This window comes from Proteus faecis (assembly GCF_030286765.1).
GTDB classification, from domain to species: Bacteria; Pseudomonadota; Gammaproteobacteria; order Enterobacterales; family Enterobacteriaceae; genus Proteus; species Proteus faecis.
In genome coordinates this window covers 18143-36185 of record NZ_JASVWV010000014.1, presented here as the reverse complement: position 1 = coordinate 36185, position 18043 = coordinate 18143, and the positions used below count along the sequence as shown (strand labels likewise).

The window sequence follows — 18043 nt, the reverse complement described above, 5'->3', positions numbered from 1 at the left end:
TTATATAGAAATACAAACGATTTGCTAATTTAATTAATTTTCTATTATAAGATAAAAAAAAGCGATATCTGATGAGATATCGCCTAAATTTAGCGGGCAGATTTAACTATCCAGATTAACTATCGGGATCCCTTTTCTTAAAAATCCTCCAAGCTTGCGTTGATAAAAAGGTGATACATGGTGGATCATAAAATGACTCACACCTTTTTCATCTTTATTCACAAAGCAAAAATCTAGCGATTGCCCTTCTTCTAAATATTCAAAAGCTGATTCAGCTGCTTGTGGAAGTATCTGCGCAATCTCATCTTCTTTACCCGTTATTTCTAAACCAATAAGATAAAATGACTCTTCCTCATCTTCTTCCTGAGCATTAACAAGGAAAGCACGGCGGATAGGTTTATGTTCACCAAAAAACTCACTAAGTGCAGTTGTTAATTTTTCAGGCTGTGGCTCTAGAATACTTAACTTTAGAGAAGAACCTTCAACAGAAACAATTTCTTGTGTCTCAAATTGTTCAGATACACCCATTACAAACTCCAAATCAAATAACGTTTATTATTTTGCTTTTGCTAATAACAGATTCGCGATAGAACGCACACCGTAACCTGTAGCACCTGCCGCCCATTGTTCTACAGAAGATTTTCTGTACGTTGCTGAACAATCGATATGTACCCAGCCTTTTTTGTAGTTAGTGACAAAGTGCGATAGGAATGCAGCCGCAGTACTTGCACCTGCAGTATGAGAAGGTGCTGCGATATTATTTAAATCAGCAAAGCTAGAAGGTAATTGACTACGATGGAAATCCGCTAATGGTAAACGCCAGAACAATTCATTTTCTTGTTCAGCACTAGTCAGTAATTCTGCAGCTAATTTATCATCAAAGCTCAATACAGAGTGGTAATCATTACCTACTGCAACTTTGGCGGCACCAGTTAATGTTGCGGCGTCGATAATCAGCTCAGGTGCAATATTGCTGGCATCAATTAAACCATCAGCTAAAACTAAACGTCCTTCAGCATCTGTATTCATGATTTCAACTGATTTGCCATTACGGTAACGAATAATATCGCCTAATTTAAAGGCATTACCGCTGACCATATTATCTGCGATACAGAGCAATAGTTTTACGCGTTTATTTAAACCACGAGTAATCGCTAATGCTAAAGCACCTGCTAACGTTGCAGCGCCCCCCATATCAGCTTTCATTGAATTCATAGATGATGATGGTTTAATGCTATAACCACCTGAGTCAAAAGTAATACCTTTACCCACTAAACAAGCAAATACAGGGGCATTGCTATCTTTTGTTGGGTTGAAATCTAACGCTAAATACACAGGATCACGAGAAGAACCACGTCCTACCGTATAGATACCGGCATAATTTTGATCGCGCAGATCAGCACCTTTGGTGATCTTATAACTAATCTCTTCTTTATCAAGACCACAGAAAAGATCAACAGTGCGTTGTGCCAGCTGTTCAGGCCCTAATTCTTCAGCTGGTGTATTGATGGTATCTCTAACCCAATCAACGATGCGAATACGTGATTCTAGTTCGTGTTTATCTGCATCCTTTAATTGTGGCCATTCGATTGAACGAGCGCCTTTAGGTGCTCTAAAGCCTAACCAGAAAGCCCAACTACGTTCTAAATCCCAGCCGTCACCAACAAGTGCAACATTACGAATACCTTGACCATCAATTTTACGTCCACCACGCTGAATAGCGCCTAAACGGTTTTCTTCCGTTAAGTGGATTGTCATGCCGGTTTCGCTAGTGCTAATTAGTGCTTTTTCTCCCCAACATGCAGCAGCAGGTTCATTTGACAGCATGATAGGCATAATTTGTTTATTCATTTATTGTCTCACTTATTATTACTGGTGGCAGTTAACCTATTCAGACTACCAGATATTTACTGTTTAGCGTGATCAATTTACTGCAAAAACCAAGAGGCCACCATTATCATCCAGTGATCTTCTGTATTTACATAATATTCCTCGAAGAAGATCGCACAATAAAATATCCAGACTTCCCTCTTTACGATTATTTTTAAATCGTTAATAAAGTTAAATGTGAAAGGCCCATAATGCAAAAAGACCAGCAATAAGCCAGTCTTTTAAATTTACGATGTCATCAATTATTCAAATTCATCAAGCCAAACAAGTAAAATAGCCTCAAGAATTTTTTCATTTGATTTCTGTGGATCATCATCAAAATCTTCTAAATCACAAATCCACTGATGCATATCAGTAAAGCGCACCGTTTTAGGATCAGTGTCAGGGTAAAGATCAAATAATGCTTCCCCTATTTCACGTGTATCACTCCATTTCATGCTTGGCTCCTAAAATTAATGCTCTCTTGCGTGATTGATCGAATATTTAGGGATCTCAACAACTAAATCTTCGTCAGTCACTTTTGCTTGGCAACTTAAGCGACTTTCTGGCTCTAAACCCCACGCTTTATCTAACATGTCGTCTTCAAGCTCAGAGCTCTCTTCTAGTGAGTCAAATCCTTCACGCACTACGCAGTGACAAGTTGTACATGCACAAGACATTTCACAAGCATGTTCAATCTCGATACCGTTGCGTAATGCAACATCTAGAATAGATTCACCTTCTGTTGCATCAACAACAGCACCTTCAGGGCACAGTGTGCTATGGGGTAAAAATACAATTTTAGGCATAGTTATATCTCATCCACAGAATGACCTGCCAACGCTTGTCGAATAGATGAATCCATGCGACGCGCTGCAAAATCCTGAGTTTGCTTATCCAGTAGTTTAATCGCGTTTTCAATAGCAACAGGATCTGTTCCCTCAACGCTCTCTATTAAGGTATCTACAACTTTGTCGATAGCCATTTTCTCATCTTCATTTAACAGATGAGCATCTTCTTCTAATGCTGCAGTTAAACTTTCTAACACGCGAGCTGCTTCGACTTTTTGCTCGGCTAAACGACGAGCTTGTAAATCTTCTTGGGCATTTTCCATCGAAGATTGGATCATCTTAGCGATTTCAGTATCACTAAGACCATAAGAAGGCTTGACCTGTACGGAAGCTTCAACACCCGTTGATTTCTCCATGGCACTAACACTGAGTAAACCATCAGCATCAACTTGGAATGTGACACGAATATGTGCCCCCCCCGCAGCCATTGGTGGAATACCACGCAGTGTAAAACGAGCAAGAGAACGACAATCGCTCACCATCTCACGTTCGCCTTGAACAACGTGAACACTCATTGCTGTTTGACCATCTTTGAATGTCGTAAATTCTTGTGCCCTAGCAACAGGAATAGTGGTATTGCGTGGGATCACTTTTTCAACTAATCCGCCCATTGTTTCAAGGCCAAGAGAAAGAGGGATCACATCCAACAATAGCATTTCGCTATCTGGTTTATTCCCAACCAAAATATCAGCTTGGATTGAAGCTCCTATGGCAACCACTTTATCTGGATCAATAGAAGTCAAAGGTTCACGTTTAAAATAATCACCAACCATTTGACGAACTAATGGTACACGTGTTGAACCACCAACCATAACCACTTCTAGAACTTCATCTATTTCAACATCTGCGTCTTTTAATGCACGGCGAACAGATAATAGTGTACGCTTTACTAATGATTGAATTAATGATTCAAACTCGGCTCGAGTGATCTCACCTTTCCACCCATTAATGTTGATATCCGCAACATCGTTATCACTCAATGCAATTTTCGTTTCTGATGCAACATCCAGTAATTGACGTTGTAATACAGCATCTTTTTGATGTCCAAAACCGGCGCGTTCTCTTATCCAATCGGCCAGCATCATATCAAAATCATCACCACCTAATGCAGTATCACCGCCAGTTGCTAAGACTTCAAAAACACCTTTAGTTAAACGAAGAACAGAGATATCAAAAGTACCACCACCTAAGTCATAAACAACAATGGTGCCTTCTTTTCCTGAATCCAAACCATAAGCAATAGCTGCCGCAGTAGGTTCGTTTAATAAACGTAAAACATGCAAACCAGCACGGCGAGCAGCTTCTTTTGTACCTTGACGTTGAGCATCATCAAAATAAGCTGGAACGGTAACAACAACACCATCAAGCTCTCCACCTAATGATTGAGTTGCACGTTCAGCCAATGCTTTTAAGATGTCAGAAGAGACTTGAATAGGATCAACAATGCCTGCAACTGTTTTAATTAGCGGTAAACCATTATCATTTTCATGAAAATGATAAGGAAGATTTGGATAACGGCTTATCACATCACTTAGTGAGCGACCCACCATTCTTTTAATTGAACTTATCGTGTTAGCAGGATCTTTTTCTGCTTCTTTTTTAGCATTCCAACCAACGTTGATATTATCAACTTGATACTGCACGACAGATGGCAATAAATAGCGACCTTCACTATCAGAAAGCGCTTCGGCTTGCCCACTACGTACAGTGGCAACTAATGAGTGTGTCGTACCTAAATCAATACCCGCTGCAAGTCGGCGCTGGTGCGGTGCAGGTGTTTGACCTGGTTCACTAATTTGTAATAATGACATAACTATTTCCCTTAAAAACCATCAAACAAGCGTTCTTCAAGTTGTTCTACTTGCTCTTTTAATTTTGCAAGAAAACGCAATTTTCTCACATTATCTGCAGCAATATCCCAAGTTTGATTACCTAACGTTTTAACCATTTCATCATGGCGTACTGCGTACATTTTTTCTAAACGCGCAGAAAAATCGGCTAACAAACTTTCCGCTTCAGCACTGTGTTCGATGTTATCCAGCTCTTCACGTAATGTGAGTTGCTCCATTAAAAAAGCAGTATCGTGCATCGTTTGTTGCTCATTAGCAATATCGATACCCTGTAATGAGAGCATGTATTCAGCTCTTGAGAGTGGATTTTTTAAGGTCTGATAAGCCTGATTGATGGTTGAAGCAAGCGAAATTGCTTGAGCCTGTTCTTTTTCAGACTGACCTGCAAAACGATCTGGGTGATATTGACGTTGCATATCTTGATAACGTGCAGCAAGTTGCTGTTTATCAATATCAAAACGATTAGGCATGCCTAATAGTGTGAAATAGTCCATACATCTACTCTTGGATTAATTAACGTTAATACTGTGTTTTAACACAAATTACACAGTAAAGCTTTCACCACAACCACACTCATTCGATACATTTGGGTTGTTAAATTTGAAGCCTTCGTTTAATCCTTCTTTGACAAAATCAAGCTCGGTTCCATCTAAATAGACCATGCTTTTGCCATCAACGATAACTTTCACACCTTTGTCTTCAAAAACAGTATCTTCGTCATTGATGACATCAGCAAACTCAAGAACATAAGCCATTCCAGAACAACCGGATGTTCTTACGCCTAAACGTAAACCTTCACCTTTTCCACGATTAGATAGAAAAGAGCGAACACGATTAGCTGCGGATTCCGTAAGGGAAATTGACATGGCACACCTCACTCATAAAGAACGAAAGCGGATACTGAAAAAAAGTTTCAGCATCCGCCAATATTTTATTTTTTTATTATAAAAGACAATTACTTGCCTTGGCGTTTGCTTTTATAGTCTGCAATCGCTGCTTTTATTGCATCTTCTGCAAGAATTGAACAGTGAATTTTCACTGGTGGTAATTCTAATTCTTCTGCAATTGCTGTGTTCTTAATAGATTCAGCTTCATCTAATGTTTTGCCTTTCATCCATTCTGTTACCAGTGAACTTGATGCAATAGCCGAACCACAACCATAAGTTTTAAAACGCGCATCTTCAATTACGCCATTATCATCAACTTTGATTTGCAGTTTCATAACGTCACCACAAGCGGGTGCGCCAACCATACCACTCCCTACAGTAGGGTCATTATTATCAAATGATCCCACATTACGAGGGTTTTCATAATGATCAATTACTTTTTCGCTATAAGCCATGATTTAACTCCTGAAAACGTCTGATTAATGGTGAGACCATTCGATACTGTTGATATCAACACCTTGTTTATGCATATCCCAAAGTGGAGAAAGATCACGTAAGCGACCAATTGCACTGTGAATTTGTTCAATTGCATAATCTATTTCTTCTTCTGTGGTAAAACGACCTAGAGAGAAGCGAATAGAACTGTGTGCAAGTTCATCAGTTAAACCTAAAGCACGCAGTACATAAGAAGGTTCTAAACTTGCTGAAGTACAGGCAGAGCCTGAAGATACAGCAAGATCTTTGAGTGCCATCATTAATGATTCACCTTCAACATAGTTGAAGCTCACATTAAGAATGTTTGGCGCAGTGTGCTCTAAAGAACCGTTGATATAAACTTCTTCGATATCTTTGATGCCATTCCATAAACGTAAACGTAATTCGTTTAAGCGTTTAGTTTCATCAGCCATTTCTTCTTTCAAAATACGGTAAGCTTCGCCCATACCTACAATTTGGTGAACGGCTAATGTACCTGAACGCATACCACGCTCATGTCCACCACCATGCATTTGTGCTTCTAAACGAATGCGTGGCTTACGACGAACATAAAGTGCACCGATACCCATAGGGCCGTATACCTTATGCGCAGAAAGAGAAAGTAAATCAACTTTTAACTTAGAAAGATCAATCGGTAATTTACCAACGCTTTGTGTGGCGTCTACATGGTAAATAATACCTTTGCTACGACATAATTCACCGATAGCAGCAATATCTTGAACAACACCAATTTCGTTATTTACATGCATGATAGAAACTAAAATAGTGTCTTCACGCATTGCTTCTTCAAGCTCTTTCAGGTCAATCAGACCATCACTTTTTGGTGCTAAATAAGTAACTTCAAAACCTTCACGCTCAAGTTGACGACAAGTGTCTAAAATGGCTTTATGTTCGGTTTTCGAAGTGATGATGTGCTTACCTTTTTTCTGGTAAAAGTTAGCAACACCTTTTAGTGCGAGGTTATCAGCTTCAGTTGCACCTGATGTGAATACAATTTCACGAGGATCTGCACCAATTAAATCAGCAATCTGATTGCGTGCAATATCGATAGCTTCTTCTGCTTGCCAACCAAAACGGTGTGAACGAGAGGCTGGGTTACCAAAAATGCCATCAATAGTCAGACATTGCATCATTTTTTCAGCAACTCGTGGATCAACAGGAGTGGTTGCTGAATAATCTAGATAAATGGGTAATTTCATTGCTCACTAACTCCAAAGACGACGGATCTTCTTTAATAATTTTGTTTTTGCCTACCTAGAGATCGCCGTTAAACTCTCATATTAACAATGGTTTCTTGTAAACGACCATTTATTGCATGGCGTTTCTCATTGTCTTGACGATCGGCGACATCCATAACCTCTTCGTTATTGACTAACTCTTCAAGGCTGATACTGCTTAGGAAACTGGTTATACGATCACTTAAATCACGCCACAAAGTATGAGTCAGGCAACGATCGCCACCTTGACAACCTTCTTTGTTACCCTGACAACGAGTAGCATCGACAGATTCATCAACCGCAGAAATAACTTGAGCAACAAAAATTTGCCCTGCATCACGGCCTAATAAATAGCCGCCACCAGGACCACGAACACTTGCAACTAATTCATTTTTGCGCAAACGTGAGAAAAGTTGCTCAAGATAAGAAAGGGAAATCCCTTGACGCTCTGAAATATCAGCGAGGGGGACAGGGCCTTGCTGTGAATGCAATGCAACATCAAGCATTGCAGTAACTGCGTAACGCCCTTTTGATGTCAGTCTCATAACAAATACTCCGTGGTGAACAATAATCAAATTGTGTCATTCCCGAGTAATTTAGTCAACTATTTATCCGAGTGTTTTAGTCAAGTATTATACTCGGTCAAAAGTTGACTTAAGTTAATCAACTTTGCCCTCTATTTCTTAGCCCATTTCTCAACTGACGTTAGGATACCACGCAAGATGTGAAGTTCTTGTGTTTCCGGGCGTGCACGCGTAAATAGACGGCGTAAACGACTCATCACTTGTCCCGGATGTTTAGGACGAATAAAGCCAGATTCATTAAGCACCTGTTCTAAATGAACGTAAAAACGTTCTATATCATCTGCCGGTGGATAATCAATCTCTGATGAGTTATTTTCCTCTTGTTTTTCTTCTTGGGCAAGTGCTGCCATACGAATTTCATAACTAACAAGCTGGACAGCCATTGCTAAATTTAAAGAACCATATTCTGGATTAGTCGGAACATACAAATGAAAATCACATTTTTGTAATTCTTCATTAGTTAAACCTGTGCGTTCACGACCAAAAATAACAGCAACAGGCTTATTTTTCGCTTCCATAACACAGCGCTCACCACATTCACGAGGCGCAAGCATTGGCCAAGAAAGTGTACGGCTACGAGCACTTGTTCCTATAACTAACCCACAACCTTCAATCGCTTCATCGATACTATTAACAATATGTGCATTGCCAATAACATCACTTGCGCCTGCTGATAAGGCAATAGAATGTGAATCCGGTTTTTCTTTTGGATTAACAAAATAAAGATTGGTTAATCCCATGGTTTTCATAGCTCGAGCTGTAGAGCCCATATTGCCTGTATGAGAAGTTTCTACAAGGATGATGCGAATATTTTCTAACATTGATTTCTTGTTAATTGCTTTGTGATCCATCTATTTTATCACAATTGTAGCCAGAAACACGAATGTCTGTTATACTCTGGCACGTTTTTTATCCCCGTTCTTTAACATCTTGTGGAAGATAACCATGCATCCGATGCTGAATATTGCCATACGTGCCGCACGTAAGGCTGGTAATTTAATCGCCAAAAATTACGAAAATCCTGAATCTGTAGAAACTAACCAGAAAGGTACCAATGATTTTGTCACTAACGTTGACCGTGACGCAGAACAAGCAATCATTGAAATCATCCGTAAATCTTATCCAAAACACACCATTATTACGGAAGAAAGTGGCGAGTTACTCGGTGAAGATCACGATATACAATGGGTTATTGATCCACTTGATGGCACCACTAATTTCATTAAACGTTTTCCACACTTTTCTGTTTCTATTGCTGTACGCATTAAAGGCCGTACTGAAGTTGCTGTTGTTTACGATCCTATGCGTAACGAATTATTCTCAGCCGTTCGTGGTCAAGGCGCACAATTAAATGGTTATCGTCTACGCGGCTCTAACGCTCGCGATTTAGATGGTGCAGTTCTTGCGACTGGTTTTCCATTCAAAAGCAAACAACATTCAGCCGCTTACATGAACATGTTAGGTAAACTATTTGTACCTTGTGCTGACTTCCGTCGTACAGGTTCAGCAGCATTAGATTTAGCTTATGTTGCTGCTGGTCGTGTTGATGGTTTCTTTGAGATTGGCTTAAAACCTTGGGATTTCTTAGGTGGCGAATTAATCGCTCGTGAAGCAGGAGCTATCGTTTCTGACTTTACAGGTAACCATGGCTACCTACAAACAGGTAATATTGTTGCGGGTAACCCTCGCGTTGTTAGAGCATTATTAGCTGAAATTCGCAGCGAACTCACAGATGCATTAAAACGTTAATTTCGCTGATACGAATAAAATATCAAAGAAAAAAGAGCTGCAATATTAAAAGGTATTGCAGCTCTTAATTTTTATAAAATAAAGTAATTAGGTATTTTGAGGCTGTACTTTAGGTCTGATAAACATCGCTGGGATCGTTAATGCAGCCATTAACCAGAAGATCAACGATTCTTGATTAGGCAGTTTTTCATACAACCAACCAGATACAATAGTCATAATCGCAATACTCCCTCCCATCGCTAACGCTGAATACACCGCTTGTAGGCGAATAATCTCGTGCTCTTGGCGAGCGCTAATAAAGCGCATAGCGGCTAAATGACACACTGTAAACGTACCACTATGTAAGATTTGAACGACAATAAGCGCGGGTAATGCAGTAAAACTTCCCATTAATCCCCAACGTAAAAGCCCAGCAAAAGCAGAAAGTAAGAGTAAATTTCTTGCGCTCCAACGGCGGAATAAACGATGGCTCAGCATAAAAACAATGACCTCTGAAACCACACCTAATGACCAAAGATAACCGATTGTTGCAGTGTCATACCCTGCTTTTTCCCAATAAAGTGCACTAAAACCATAATAAGCTGCGTGTGCACCTTGCAATAAAGAGACACATAGCAGAAAACGCCAAACTGGCCCATCTGAAATAAGTTTCATAAAGGAGACGTTATTATGTTCTGCTTTTTTCACTTTACCCTGTGGCATAACTTTAGGGCGCAACATAGATGTCAGAAATAGAGCAAAAGTACTGGCAATCAACCCATAAAGAATAATGGGATGCCCAAAAACATCAATTAAAACACCTAGCAATGATGAGCTAATAATAAAAGCGATTGAGCCCCAAACGCGGATCTTTCCATAATCAAAAGGAAACTGCTTTTGCCACGTTCCTGCTAGAGAATCGCCTAAAGGCACCATAGGTGAAAAGAAAACGTTAAATCCTGTCATCACAAAGAATAACCATGCCCAATGGCTACCCATCATAAATGCAACAGTAAAAAGTAATGAGAGAAAAGCAAATAATCTTAATGCAGTGATAAGTTTTGACGGATCTTTTACCGCAGGTGTTAAAATTAGGCTACCAACAAAACGTGCGGTTAAACCTACACCTAATAACAGACCTATCATTGCAGGATCAACACCCTCTCCTTTTAGCCATATGGACCAAAAAGGTAAAAAGATGCCGTATGAGAAGAAATAGGTAAAATAATCTAAGGCAAGCCACAATGTTGATGGAATAACCATCCAATCCCCCATTTTGAAGATGCAAAAAAACCCGCCAAGAACAAGTTCTAGAAGCGGGCTTGTATAACGGGTTTTATTATATCGTTACAAACTTATGCGTAAACTGGAAATTTAGCGCAGATATCCAAGACTTTTTGTTTCACTTTCTCAATGTTCGCTTCATCATTGATATTATCAAGGACATCACACATCCAACCTGCTAATTCACGAGCTTCAGCTTCTTTAAAACCACGACGTGTAATTGCTGGAGAACCGATACGAACACCAGAAGTTACAAATGGGCTACGTGGATCATTTGGTACGCTGTTTTTGTTAACAGTGATATTTGCACGACCCAGTGCAGCATCTGCATCTTTACCTGTAATATCTTTATCAACTAAATCTAATAAAAACAGGTGGTTTTCAGTTCCGCCAGATACTACTTTATAACCGCGATCTAAGAAAACTTCTACCATTGCTTTCGAGTTTTTAGCAACTTGTTGCTGATAAACTTTAAATTCTGGTTCCATAGCTTCTTTTAATGCAACCGCTTTACCTGCAATAACATGCATTAAAGGGCCACCTTGAGAGCCAGGGAATACAGCAGAATTCAGTTTTTTATAAAACTCTTCATCGCCACCTTTAGCAAGGATCAGACCACCACGTGGACCAGCTAAGGTTTTGTGGGTAGTTGTTGTAACAACATGCGCATGAGGAACTGGATTAGGATAAACACCTGCTGCAACCATACCAGCTACGTGTGCCATATCAACAAATAAGAATGCACCAATGCTGTCTGCAATTTCACGCATTTTAGCCCAATCAACCAGACCAGAATAAGCAGAGAACCCGCCGATAATCATTTTTGGTTGATGTTTTTTAGCTTGAATAGCGATATCTTCGTAATCAATTTTACCTGATTCATCAATACCATAAGGCACGATATTATACAGTTTACCAGAGAAGTTAACTGGTGAACCATGAGTTAAGTGACCGCCTTGCGCTAGGTTCATGCCTAAAACAGTATCACCTGGTTTTAATAATGCCATATAAACAGCGGCATTCGCTTGAGAGCCTGAGTGAGGCTGTACGTTAGCGTAATCTGCACCAAATAATGCTTTTGCACGATCGATAGCCAGTTGCTCTACAACATCCACATACTCACAACCACCGTAGTAACGTTTACCCGGATAGCCTTCAGCATATTTATTTGTCAGCTGAGATCCCTGCGCCTGCATAACACGAGGGCTGGTATAGTTTTCAGAAGCAATAAGTTCGATGTGCTCTTCTTGACGAGTCACTTCACCTTCCATTGCATTCCATAATTCTGGATCGTAATCAGCAATATTCATTTCACGTTTTAACATTCACATCTCCTGACTCAGCTAACTTCACTAAAGACAAACTCCCATGCGGGAGAAAGAATGGCATACAGTGTAAACTCTTTTTCTTCATTGAGATAGTCCCTAATGAAAAAATACGCAATCGTTTGCCATCCAACTATAACAGTACCTTATTACTTTTTAACAACCTCATTTTATCCTGTGTTGATTCCTCTTTTTGAGGCACATCTCGCCTTATTTTGCAAACCCCCCGCATCATTCTCTAAGAATTGAGATTTTTTGTTAAAAAATAAAAACAGAGATTTACAAAATAATCAAAAAGAGATAAGTTGCATATAAAATATAATTTATAAAAATTCACTATAAACTGAAAATTTTTCAGGAGCAATTATGTTAGATGCACAAACTATCGCGACAATTAAATCAACAATTCCCCTCATTGCGAAAACAGGCCCTGCATTAACCGCACACTTTTATGATCGAATGTTTTCTCGTCATCCAGAATTAAAAGATATTTTCACCATGAGTCATCAAAGTAATGGCGCACAACGTGAAGCCTTATTTAATGCAATATGCGCTTATGCAACAAACATTGAAAATTTAACCGCCATTTTGCCTGCCGTTGAAAAAATTGCACAAAAACACGCGAGTTTAAATATTCTTCCTGAACACTATCCCATCGTCGGTGAAAACTTATTAGCAACAATTGATGAAATGTTTAGTCCCGGGCAAGCAGTGCTAGATGCTTGGGGAGAGGCTTATCAAGTATTGGCGGATGTCTTTATCAATCGCGAAGAGCAAATTTATCAACAAAAAGAACAAACAAATGGAGGTTGGAGAGGATTACGAAACTTTAAAGTTAAACATAAAGTAAAACAAAGTGATGTCATTACCAGTTTTGAATTAGAGCCTGAAGATGGGCGAGCGGTTACTTCTTATCAAGCAGGGCAATACATAAGTCTGTATCTCCGTGACGAACATCTTGAAAACCAAGAAATACGTCAATATTCATTAACTCAATCTTCAAATAATAAAACTTATCGCATTGCAGTAAAACGCGAAGATAACGGTATTTTATCAAATTTTCTTCATGATCATGTTCAAGAAGGAGATATTTTACAAGTTGCCGCACCAGGGGGCGATTTCTATTTAGATGTGTCACCAACAACACCAGTAACCTTAATTTCAGCCGGAGTCGGGTTAACACCAATGCTCTCTATGTTACACACTCTTTCAGCTCATCAAGCTAATATTAATTGGTTACATGCGGCTGAACATGGTGGTGTTCATGCTTTTAAAGATGAAGTTAATCAGATCAGCAATCAGCTTTCACACTACCAACAAGCAATATGGTATCGAACACCACGTGCTGAAGACGTGCAAAATAAAGATTATCAATTCGAAGGCTTAATGACATTAAAGCAAGTTGAAGATTGGTTAGCTACGCCTGATATGCATTTCTATTTTTGTGGCCCATTACCTTTTATGCAATCTATTGCAAAACAACTTATTGAATTAGGTATTAATAGTGAAAAACTTCACTATGAATGTTTTGGTCCCCATACTGTTATTACACAAGAGTTGTAATAGAAACACCTTCATCAATATTTAATCCTAAATTGAATAATAAAAGCGCTGATAACGTTATATTTATCAGCGCTTGTTTAGGTTATTTCACTACCTTTTTATAATCGATATTTATTTTCAATCGCTGTCGGAATTACATGCTCTTTAGCAGAAAAACCGTACCAAATAACACTAATTAAACAGAGTGTATAACCAAATAATTCACTTCCCTCTTCCACCATGTTTTTAACAGCACGGTTATAATCCTCACCCAATAATTTGTGCCAAAGTATTCCCATGCCAAATAAACGAGAGAACAATAAAATACATAATAGGCCAGCAACTAACATTCCATGGCTTGGATGAGTAATAAAATGAATTAAGCCTTTTAATGTTTTCTTGCCTTCTCTAATGGCAATGGCTATAGAAATAAATACCACCGTTAGAGCAAACCAAACCCAAGATCCGTGTGCAATCTGATCAAATACATTATCTAATTCACGAATTAAAATGCACAAGAAAAACCCCATAATAAGTGTGAACGCTCCCCGCTGTTCACTTTCTTGGCACACTTTAACAAAAAAGAATAAGCAAATAATGGCGACGATAATTTCTTGACCTAATTCAGTTATCGACGTTTCAGAGATACCATTATCGAGAACCAAAATATCAAGAAAAATAAATCCCGTAGTGATTGCGATTAATACTGCCGCACATAAAAATAAAGCGAGACGCTTTAGTAAATAATTAAACACTATTTTGCCCATACCTTAATGATTTTTAATATTGATGATAATAACTTTACTTGAAAGTTATTAAATAACATTTTGTGCCTTAAAGTTTACAAAAAACAGTAAAATAAATTGTTCTATATCATCAATAGACTTGTATAAGATATAAATAGCATTATAGGTAAAACATTAAAAAATTAATTATGCGCAAGAAAAAGAAAAAGCCCGATATTTTGATCAAAAATATCGGGCTTAAATAAAAATAAATAATATAACTATTTGGCTTAAGTTAATTAACTAAATAGCCTCTTCGTCTTGTTCGCCAGTACGAATACGAATAACACGACTTACATCAAAGACAAAAATCTTGCCATCACCAATTTTGCCTGTTTGTGCTGTTGTCATAATTGTATCTACACAGGTTTCAACAATTTCATCAGAGACAACAATCTCAATCTTCACTTTTGGTAAAAAATCGACCATGTATTCGGCACCACGGTAAAGCTCAGTATGCCCCTTTTGGCGACCAAAGCCTTTCACTTCTGTTACCGTCATGCCCGTGATACCCACTTCGCCCAGCGCTTCTCTTACATCATCTAATTTAAACGGCTTAATTATCGCTTCAATTTTTTTCATCGTATTATCCTGCTATTACCAGTTGTGGCGACCAAAACCGCTTGTAATTGGGTATCTGCGATCTTTACCAAAGTTACGACTTGTAATACGTGGCCCAACAGGGGCTTGACGTCGCTTGTACTCATTAATATCGACTAATTTTATCACCTTACGAACTGTCGCTTCATCAAATCCTGCTGCAACTAAATCAGAGACAGATTTATCATGTTCAACATAACCTTCAAGAATAGCATCCAGAATATCATAAGGAGGTAAATTATCTTGGTCTGTTTGTCCCGGTGCAAGTTCCGCTGATGGAGGTCTATCAATAACACGCTGAGGAATGGCAGGTGAAAGTGTATTACGATATTTAGAAAGCTCAAAAACTAATGTTTTAGGTATATCTTTTAGTACATCAAAACCACCCGCCATATCACCATACAATGTGGAATACCCCACTGCTGATTCACTTTTATTGCTTGTGGTTAACACTAAACGGCGACGTTTATTCGACATGGCCATCAAAATAACAGCTCGACAACGCGCTTGTAGATTTTCTTCTGTGGTATCTGCTGCAGTATCTTTAAACATAGGTGCAAGTTGAACCATAAAAGCATCAAACATGGGTTCAATAGAAACCGTATCAAACTCAACACCTAATAAATCAGCTTGTTCTTTCGCGTCATGAATACTCATTTCTGAAGTATAACGAAATGGCATCATCACAGCCTGAACACTCTCTTTGCCTAAAGCATCAGCTGCGATGGCAACCGTTAATCCAGAGTCAATACCACCAGATAACCCTAGAATTGCCCCTTTAAAACCGTTTTTAATTACATAATCACGCGTTGCAAGCACTAATGCTTGATAAACTTGTGCTAGAGGTGACAGTTCTGGCGCTGGCTCTGCCATCGGAATAATATTCAATTCGTCGAATTCAACGATGGTAGTTTGTTCATCAAATGCGGCTAAACGATGCGTAATAGCACCCCGTTCATCAAATACTTTTGAACAACCATCGAAAACCAACTCATCTTGACCGCCAATTTGGTTAAGATAAATCACCGGAAGGTGTGTTCTTTGGCAATGTTCTTTAATTAGCTGTGTACGAATATGCGGTTTTTCACGGTTATAAGGTGATGCATTAATAGATAGAACGAGATCAGCCCCCGCTTGCTTTAATGCATCAATAGGTTCATTGATCCAGATATCTTCACATATTAACAAACCTAAGTGGTAACCCTTAAATGGCACCACACAGCGCTCATTTCCTTGTTGGAAATAACGCTTCTCATCAAACACACCATAATTCGGTAATTGCTGTTTGAAATAACGCGCTTGTAATTCACCTTTATAGAAAAATGAAAGTGCGTTGTAAATTTTGCCGTTTTGCCACCAAGGATGTCCAACTACAATCGCTGTTTTTTTACTTGCTTGTTCTAAACGCGTAAGTTGTGTTTCACAACGCTGTTGGAAATCAGGACGAAATAGCAGATCTTCAGGAGAGTAACCACATAAAGCCAACTCAGAGAACATGACCAAATCAGCCTCTTCTTGTGCCTTAATGGTAGATAACATGCGTTCGCAGTTACCTTCAATATCGCCAACAACCCAATTAAGTTGAGCCATGGCGAGTTTTAATTTACGACTCATAAAAATTAGTCTCTCCGCTATCTTCCGCATAAAAGGAAAATTAGTTTAAAAATATATTCGTTATCTGAAAAGGTTATTCCTTAAAATCATTCGCATCTAGCTCATGACGAGATAACAATTTATAAAACTCTGTTCGATTGCGTCCAGCCATGCGTGCGGCTTGGGTCACATTACCTTTTGTCATTTGCAAAAGCTTTCTCAAATAGGTCATTTCAAAATGTCCTCTCGCTTCTGCAAATGTCGGCAGTGCCGTATTTTCACCTTGTAATGCCTGTGTGACAAGCGCTTCACTAATCACAGGTGCTGTTGTTAACGCAACACATTGCTCAATAACATTAACCAATTGACGCACATTACCAGGCCAACTTGCTGTCATTAAGCATTTCATCGCATCGGTTGAAAAACTTCGAACAAAAGGCTTATGACGTTTAGCAGATTCTCTCAATAAGTGATTAGCAAGAATAGGAATATCTTCAGCTCTCTCACTTAGTGTCGGTATACGTAAGTTAACCACATTTAAACGATAGAATAGATCTTCACGAAATTCATTACGTTCCATCGCTTTAGGTAAATCACGATGCGTTGCAGAAAGAATACGCACATCAATATCAATATCGCGATTGCTACCTAATGGACGAACTTTTCGTTCTTGTAAAACACGTAATAACTTAACTTGCAATGCCATTGGCATATCGCCAATTTCATCTAAAAATAATGTGCCGCCTTCAGCTGCCTGAAATAGACCTTCACGACTGCTCACTGCTCCTGTAAAAGCGCCTTTCGCATGACCAAATAATTCAGACTCTAGAAGTTGCTCTGGTAACGCACCACAGTTAATAGCAATAAAAGGTTTTTTCGCTCTAGGACTTGCGCGATGAATAGCTTGAGCAAGGACTTCTTTTCCCGTACCACTTTGACCATTGATAAGTACACTGACATCTGATTGAGCGACTAACTTTGCTTGCTCTAATAAACGTAGCATTTGTGGGCTACGTGTCACGATATCTTTTGACCACTCTTCATCTGAAACTATAGTCACAAGCTCAAGTGCTTCATCAATCGCTTTATAAAGTGCGTCTCTATCAACGGGTTTGGTCAAAAAACTAAAGACACCTTGCTGCGTTGCGGCCACTGCATCAGGAATAGAGCCATGAGCGGTAAGAATGATAACTGGCATGCCTGGTTGCTGACGTTGTATTTCAGCAAACAGCGCCATACCATCCATTTCATCCATTCGGAGATCACTAATAACAAGATCTATTTTTTCTTTTAAGAGAAGTTTTAGTGCTTCTTGTCCACTTTCAGCGGTGAAGATATGAAAACCTTCACTTGTTAATCGCATGCCAAGTAACTTTAATAACCCAGGATCGTCATCGACAAGTAAAAGATTTGCTGATTTATGGCCAGCCATG

Annotated in this window: 19 protein-coding genes; 2 read left to right on the top strand and 17 right to left on the bottom strand. The window is 39.0% G+C overall.

What is annotated here, in order from left to right:
* Positions 1 to 102: 102 nt before the first annotated feature.
* The 11 genes from QSH13_RS15465 to trmJ all read right to left on the bottom strand — a co-directional run bounded on the left by QSH13_RS15465 (position 103) and on the right by trmJ (position 8574).
* On the bottom strand, positions 103 to 528 hold the full coding sequence (locus QSH13_RS15465; RefSeq protein WP_109396384.1) for an enhanced serine sensitivity protein SseB C-terminal domain-containing protein: 426 nt from the start codon (positions 526 to 528) through the stop codon (positions 103 to 105).
* A 27-nt stretch (positions 529 to 555) separates the two neighbouring features.
* Complete coding sequence (gene pepB / locus QSH13_RS15460; RefSeq protein ID WP_109407134.1) at positions 556 to 1851, bottom strand: aminopeptidase PepB; 1296 nt, start codon at positions 1849 to 1851, stop codon at positions 556 to 558.
* Between the two features lie 281 nt (positions 1852 to 2132).
* Positions 2133 to 2327 carry a Fe-S cluster assembly protein IscX gene (iscX, locus tag QSH13_RS15455; RefSeq protein ID WP_006533441.1) on the bottom strand — a complete coding sequence of 65 codons (195 nt, stop codon included), beginning with the start codon at positions 2325 to 2327 and terminating at the stop codon, positions 2133 to 2135.
* A 15-nt stretch (positions 2328 to 2342) separates the two neighbouring features.
* Complete coding sequence (fdx, locus tag QSH13_RS15450) at positions 2343 to 2678, bottom strand: ISC system 2Fe-2S type ferredoxin (protein WP_006533442.1); 336 nt, start codon at positions 2676 to 2678, stop codon at positions 2343 to 2345.
* A gap of 2 nt (positions 2679 to 2680) precedes the next feature.
* Positions 2681 to 4531, bottom strand: a complete 1851-nt coding sequence (hscA, locus tag QSH13_RS15445; protein WP_109396382.1) for a Fe-S protein assembly chaperone HscA — start codon at positions 4529 to 4531, stop codon at positions 2681 to 2683.
* Between the two features lie 11 nt (positions 4532 to 4542).
* The gene (gene hscB, locus QSH13_RS15440) at positions 4543 to 5064 is read right to left on the bottom strand and encodes a co-chaperone HscB (RefSeq protein WP_109396381.1); all 522 of its coding nucleotides are present in this window, start codon (positions 5062 to 5064) and stop codon (positions 4543 to 4545) included.
* Between the two features lie 48 nt (positions 5065 to 5112).
* Positions 5113 to 5436: an iron-sulfur cluster assembly protein IscA gene (gene iscA / locus QSH13_RS15435; RefSeq protein ID WP_006533446.1), complete on the bottom strand. Its 324-nt coding sequence runs from the start codon at positions 5434 to 5436 to the stop codon at positions 5113 to 5115.
* A gap of 89 nt (positions 5437 to 5525) precedes the next feature.
* Positions 5526 to 5912, bottom strand: coding sequence for a Fe-S cluster assembly scaffold IscU (gene iscU, locus QSH13_RS15430; RefSeq protein WP_006533447.1), 387 nt, complete (start codon positions 5910 to 5912; stop codon positions 5526 to 5528).
* A gap of 24 nt (positions 5913 to 5936) precedes the next feature.
* A complete protein-coding gene (locus QSH13_RS15425; protein WP_072063243.1) occupies positions 5937 to 7151 on the bottom strand; it encodes an IscS subfamily cysteine desulfurase in 1215 nt (404 codons plus the stop codon).
* Between the two features lie 68 nt (positions 7152 to 7219).
* On the bottom strand, positions 7220 to 7714 hold the full coding sequence (iscR, locus tag QSH13_RS15420; protein ID WP_006533450.1) for a Fe-S cluster assembly transcriptional regulator IscR: 495 nt from the start codon (positions 7712 to 7714) through the stop codon (positions 7220 to 7222).
* Between the two features lie 131 nt (positions 7715 to 7845).
* Positions 7846 to 8574, bottom strand: a complete 729-nt coding sequence (gene trmJ / locus QSH13_RS15415; protein WP_109396380.1) for a tRNA (cytosine(32)/uridine(32)-2'-O)-methyltransferase TrmJ — start codon at positions 8572 to 8574, stop codon at positions 7846 to 7848.
* 124 nt (positions 8575 to 8698) lie between these two features.
* Here trmJ and suhB point away from each other — a divergent pair, with 124 nt between their 5' ends.
* The gene (gene suhB / locus QSH13_RS15410; RefSeq protein WP_100158396.1) at positions 8699 to 9502 is read left to right on the top strand and encodes an inositol-1-monophosphatase; all 804 of its coding nucleotides are present in this window, start codon (positions 8699 to 8701) and stop codon (positions 9500 to 9502) included.
* A gap of 87 nt (positions 9503 to 9589) precedes the next feature.
* Here the strand turns inward: suhB and QSH13_RS15405 are convergent, their stop codons facing one another.
* Positions 9590 to 10744, bottom strand: coding sequence for a 3-phenylpropionate MFS transporter (locus tag QSH13_RS15405; protein WP_185901039.1), 1155 nt, complete (start codon positions 10742 to 10744; stop codon positions 9590 to 9592).
* A 92-nt stretch (positions 10745 to 10836) separates the two neighbouring features.
* Positions 10837 to 12090 (bottom strand): serine hydroxymethyltransferase, encoded by a 1254-nt coding sequence (gene glyA, locus QSH13_RS15400; protein ID WP_088495048.1) that lies wholly within the window; start codon positions 12088 to 12090, stop codon positions 10837 to 10839.
* Between the two features lie 366 nt (positions 12091 to 12456).
* Here glyA and hmpA point away from each other — a divergent pair, with 366 nt between their 5' ends.
* On the top strand, positions 12457 to 13653 hold the full coding sequence (hmpA, locus tag QSH13_RS15395) for an NO-inducible flavohemoprotein (protein ID WP_196544220.1): 1197 nt from the start codon (positions 12457 to 12459) through the stop codon (positions 13651 to 13653).
* Positions 13654 to 13751: 98 nt separating this feature from the next.
* Here the strand turns inward: hmpA and QSH13_RS15390 are convergent, their stop codons facing one another.
* The 4 genes from QSH13_RS15390 to glrR all read right to left on the bottom strand — a co-directional run bounded on the left by QSH13_RS15390 (position 13752) and on the right by glrR (position 18042).
* Positions 13752 to 14399, bottom strand: a complete 648-nt coding sequence (locus tag QSH13_RS15390; protein ID WP_109396377.1) for a hypothetical protein — start codon at positions 14397 to 14399, stop codon at positions 13752 to 13754.
* Between the two features lie 261 nt (positions 14400 to 14660).
* On the bottom strand, positions 14661 to 14999 hold the full coding sequence (glnB, locus tag QSH13_RS15385; RefSeq protein ID WP_023581614.1) for a nitrogen regulatory protein P-II: 339 nt from the start codon (positions 14997 to 14999) through the stop codon (positions 14661 to 14663).
* A gap of 15 nt (positions 15000 to 15014) precedes the next feature.
* Positions 15015 to 16631: an NAD+ synthase gene (locus QSH13_RS15380; protein ID WP_286039349.1), complete on the bottom strand. Its 1617-nt coding sequence runs from the start codon at positions 16629 to 16631 to the stop codon at positions 15015 to 15017.
* Positions 16632 to 16704: 73 nt separating this feature from the next.
* Positions 16705 to 18042 (bottom strand): two-component system response regulator GlrR, encoded by a 1338-nt coding sequence (glrR, locus tag QSH13_RS15375; RefSeq protein ID WP_023581612.1) that lies wholly within the window; start codon positions 18040 to 18042, stop codon positions 16705 to 16707.
* Between the last annotated feature and the right edge of the window lies 1 nt (position 18043).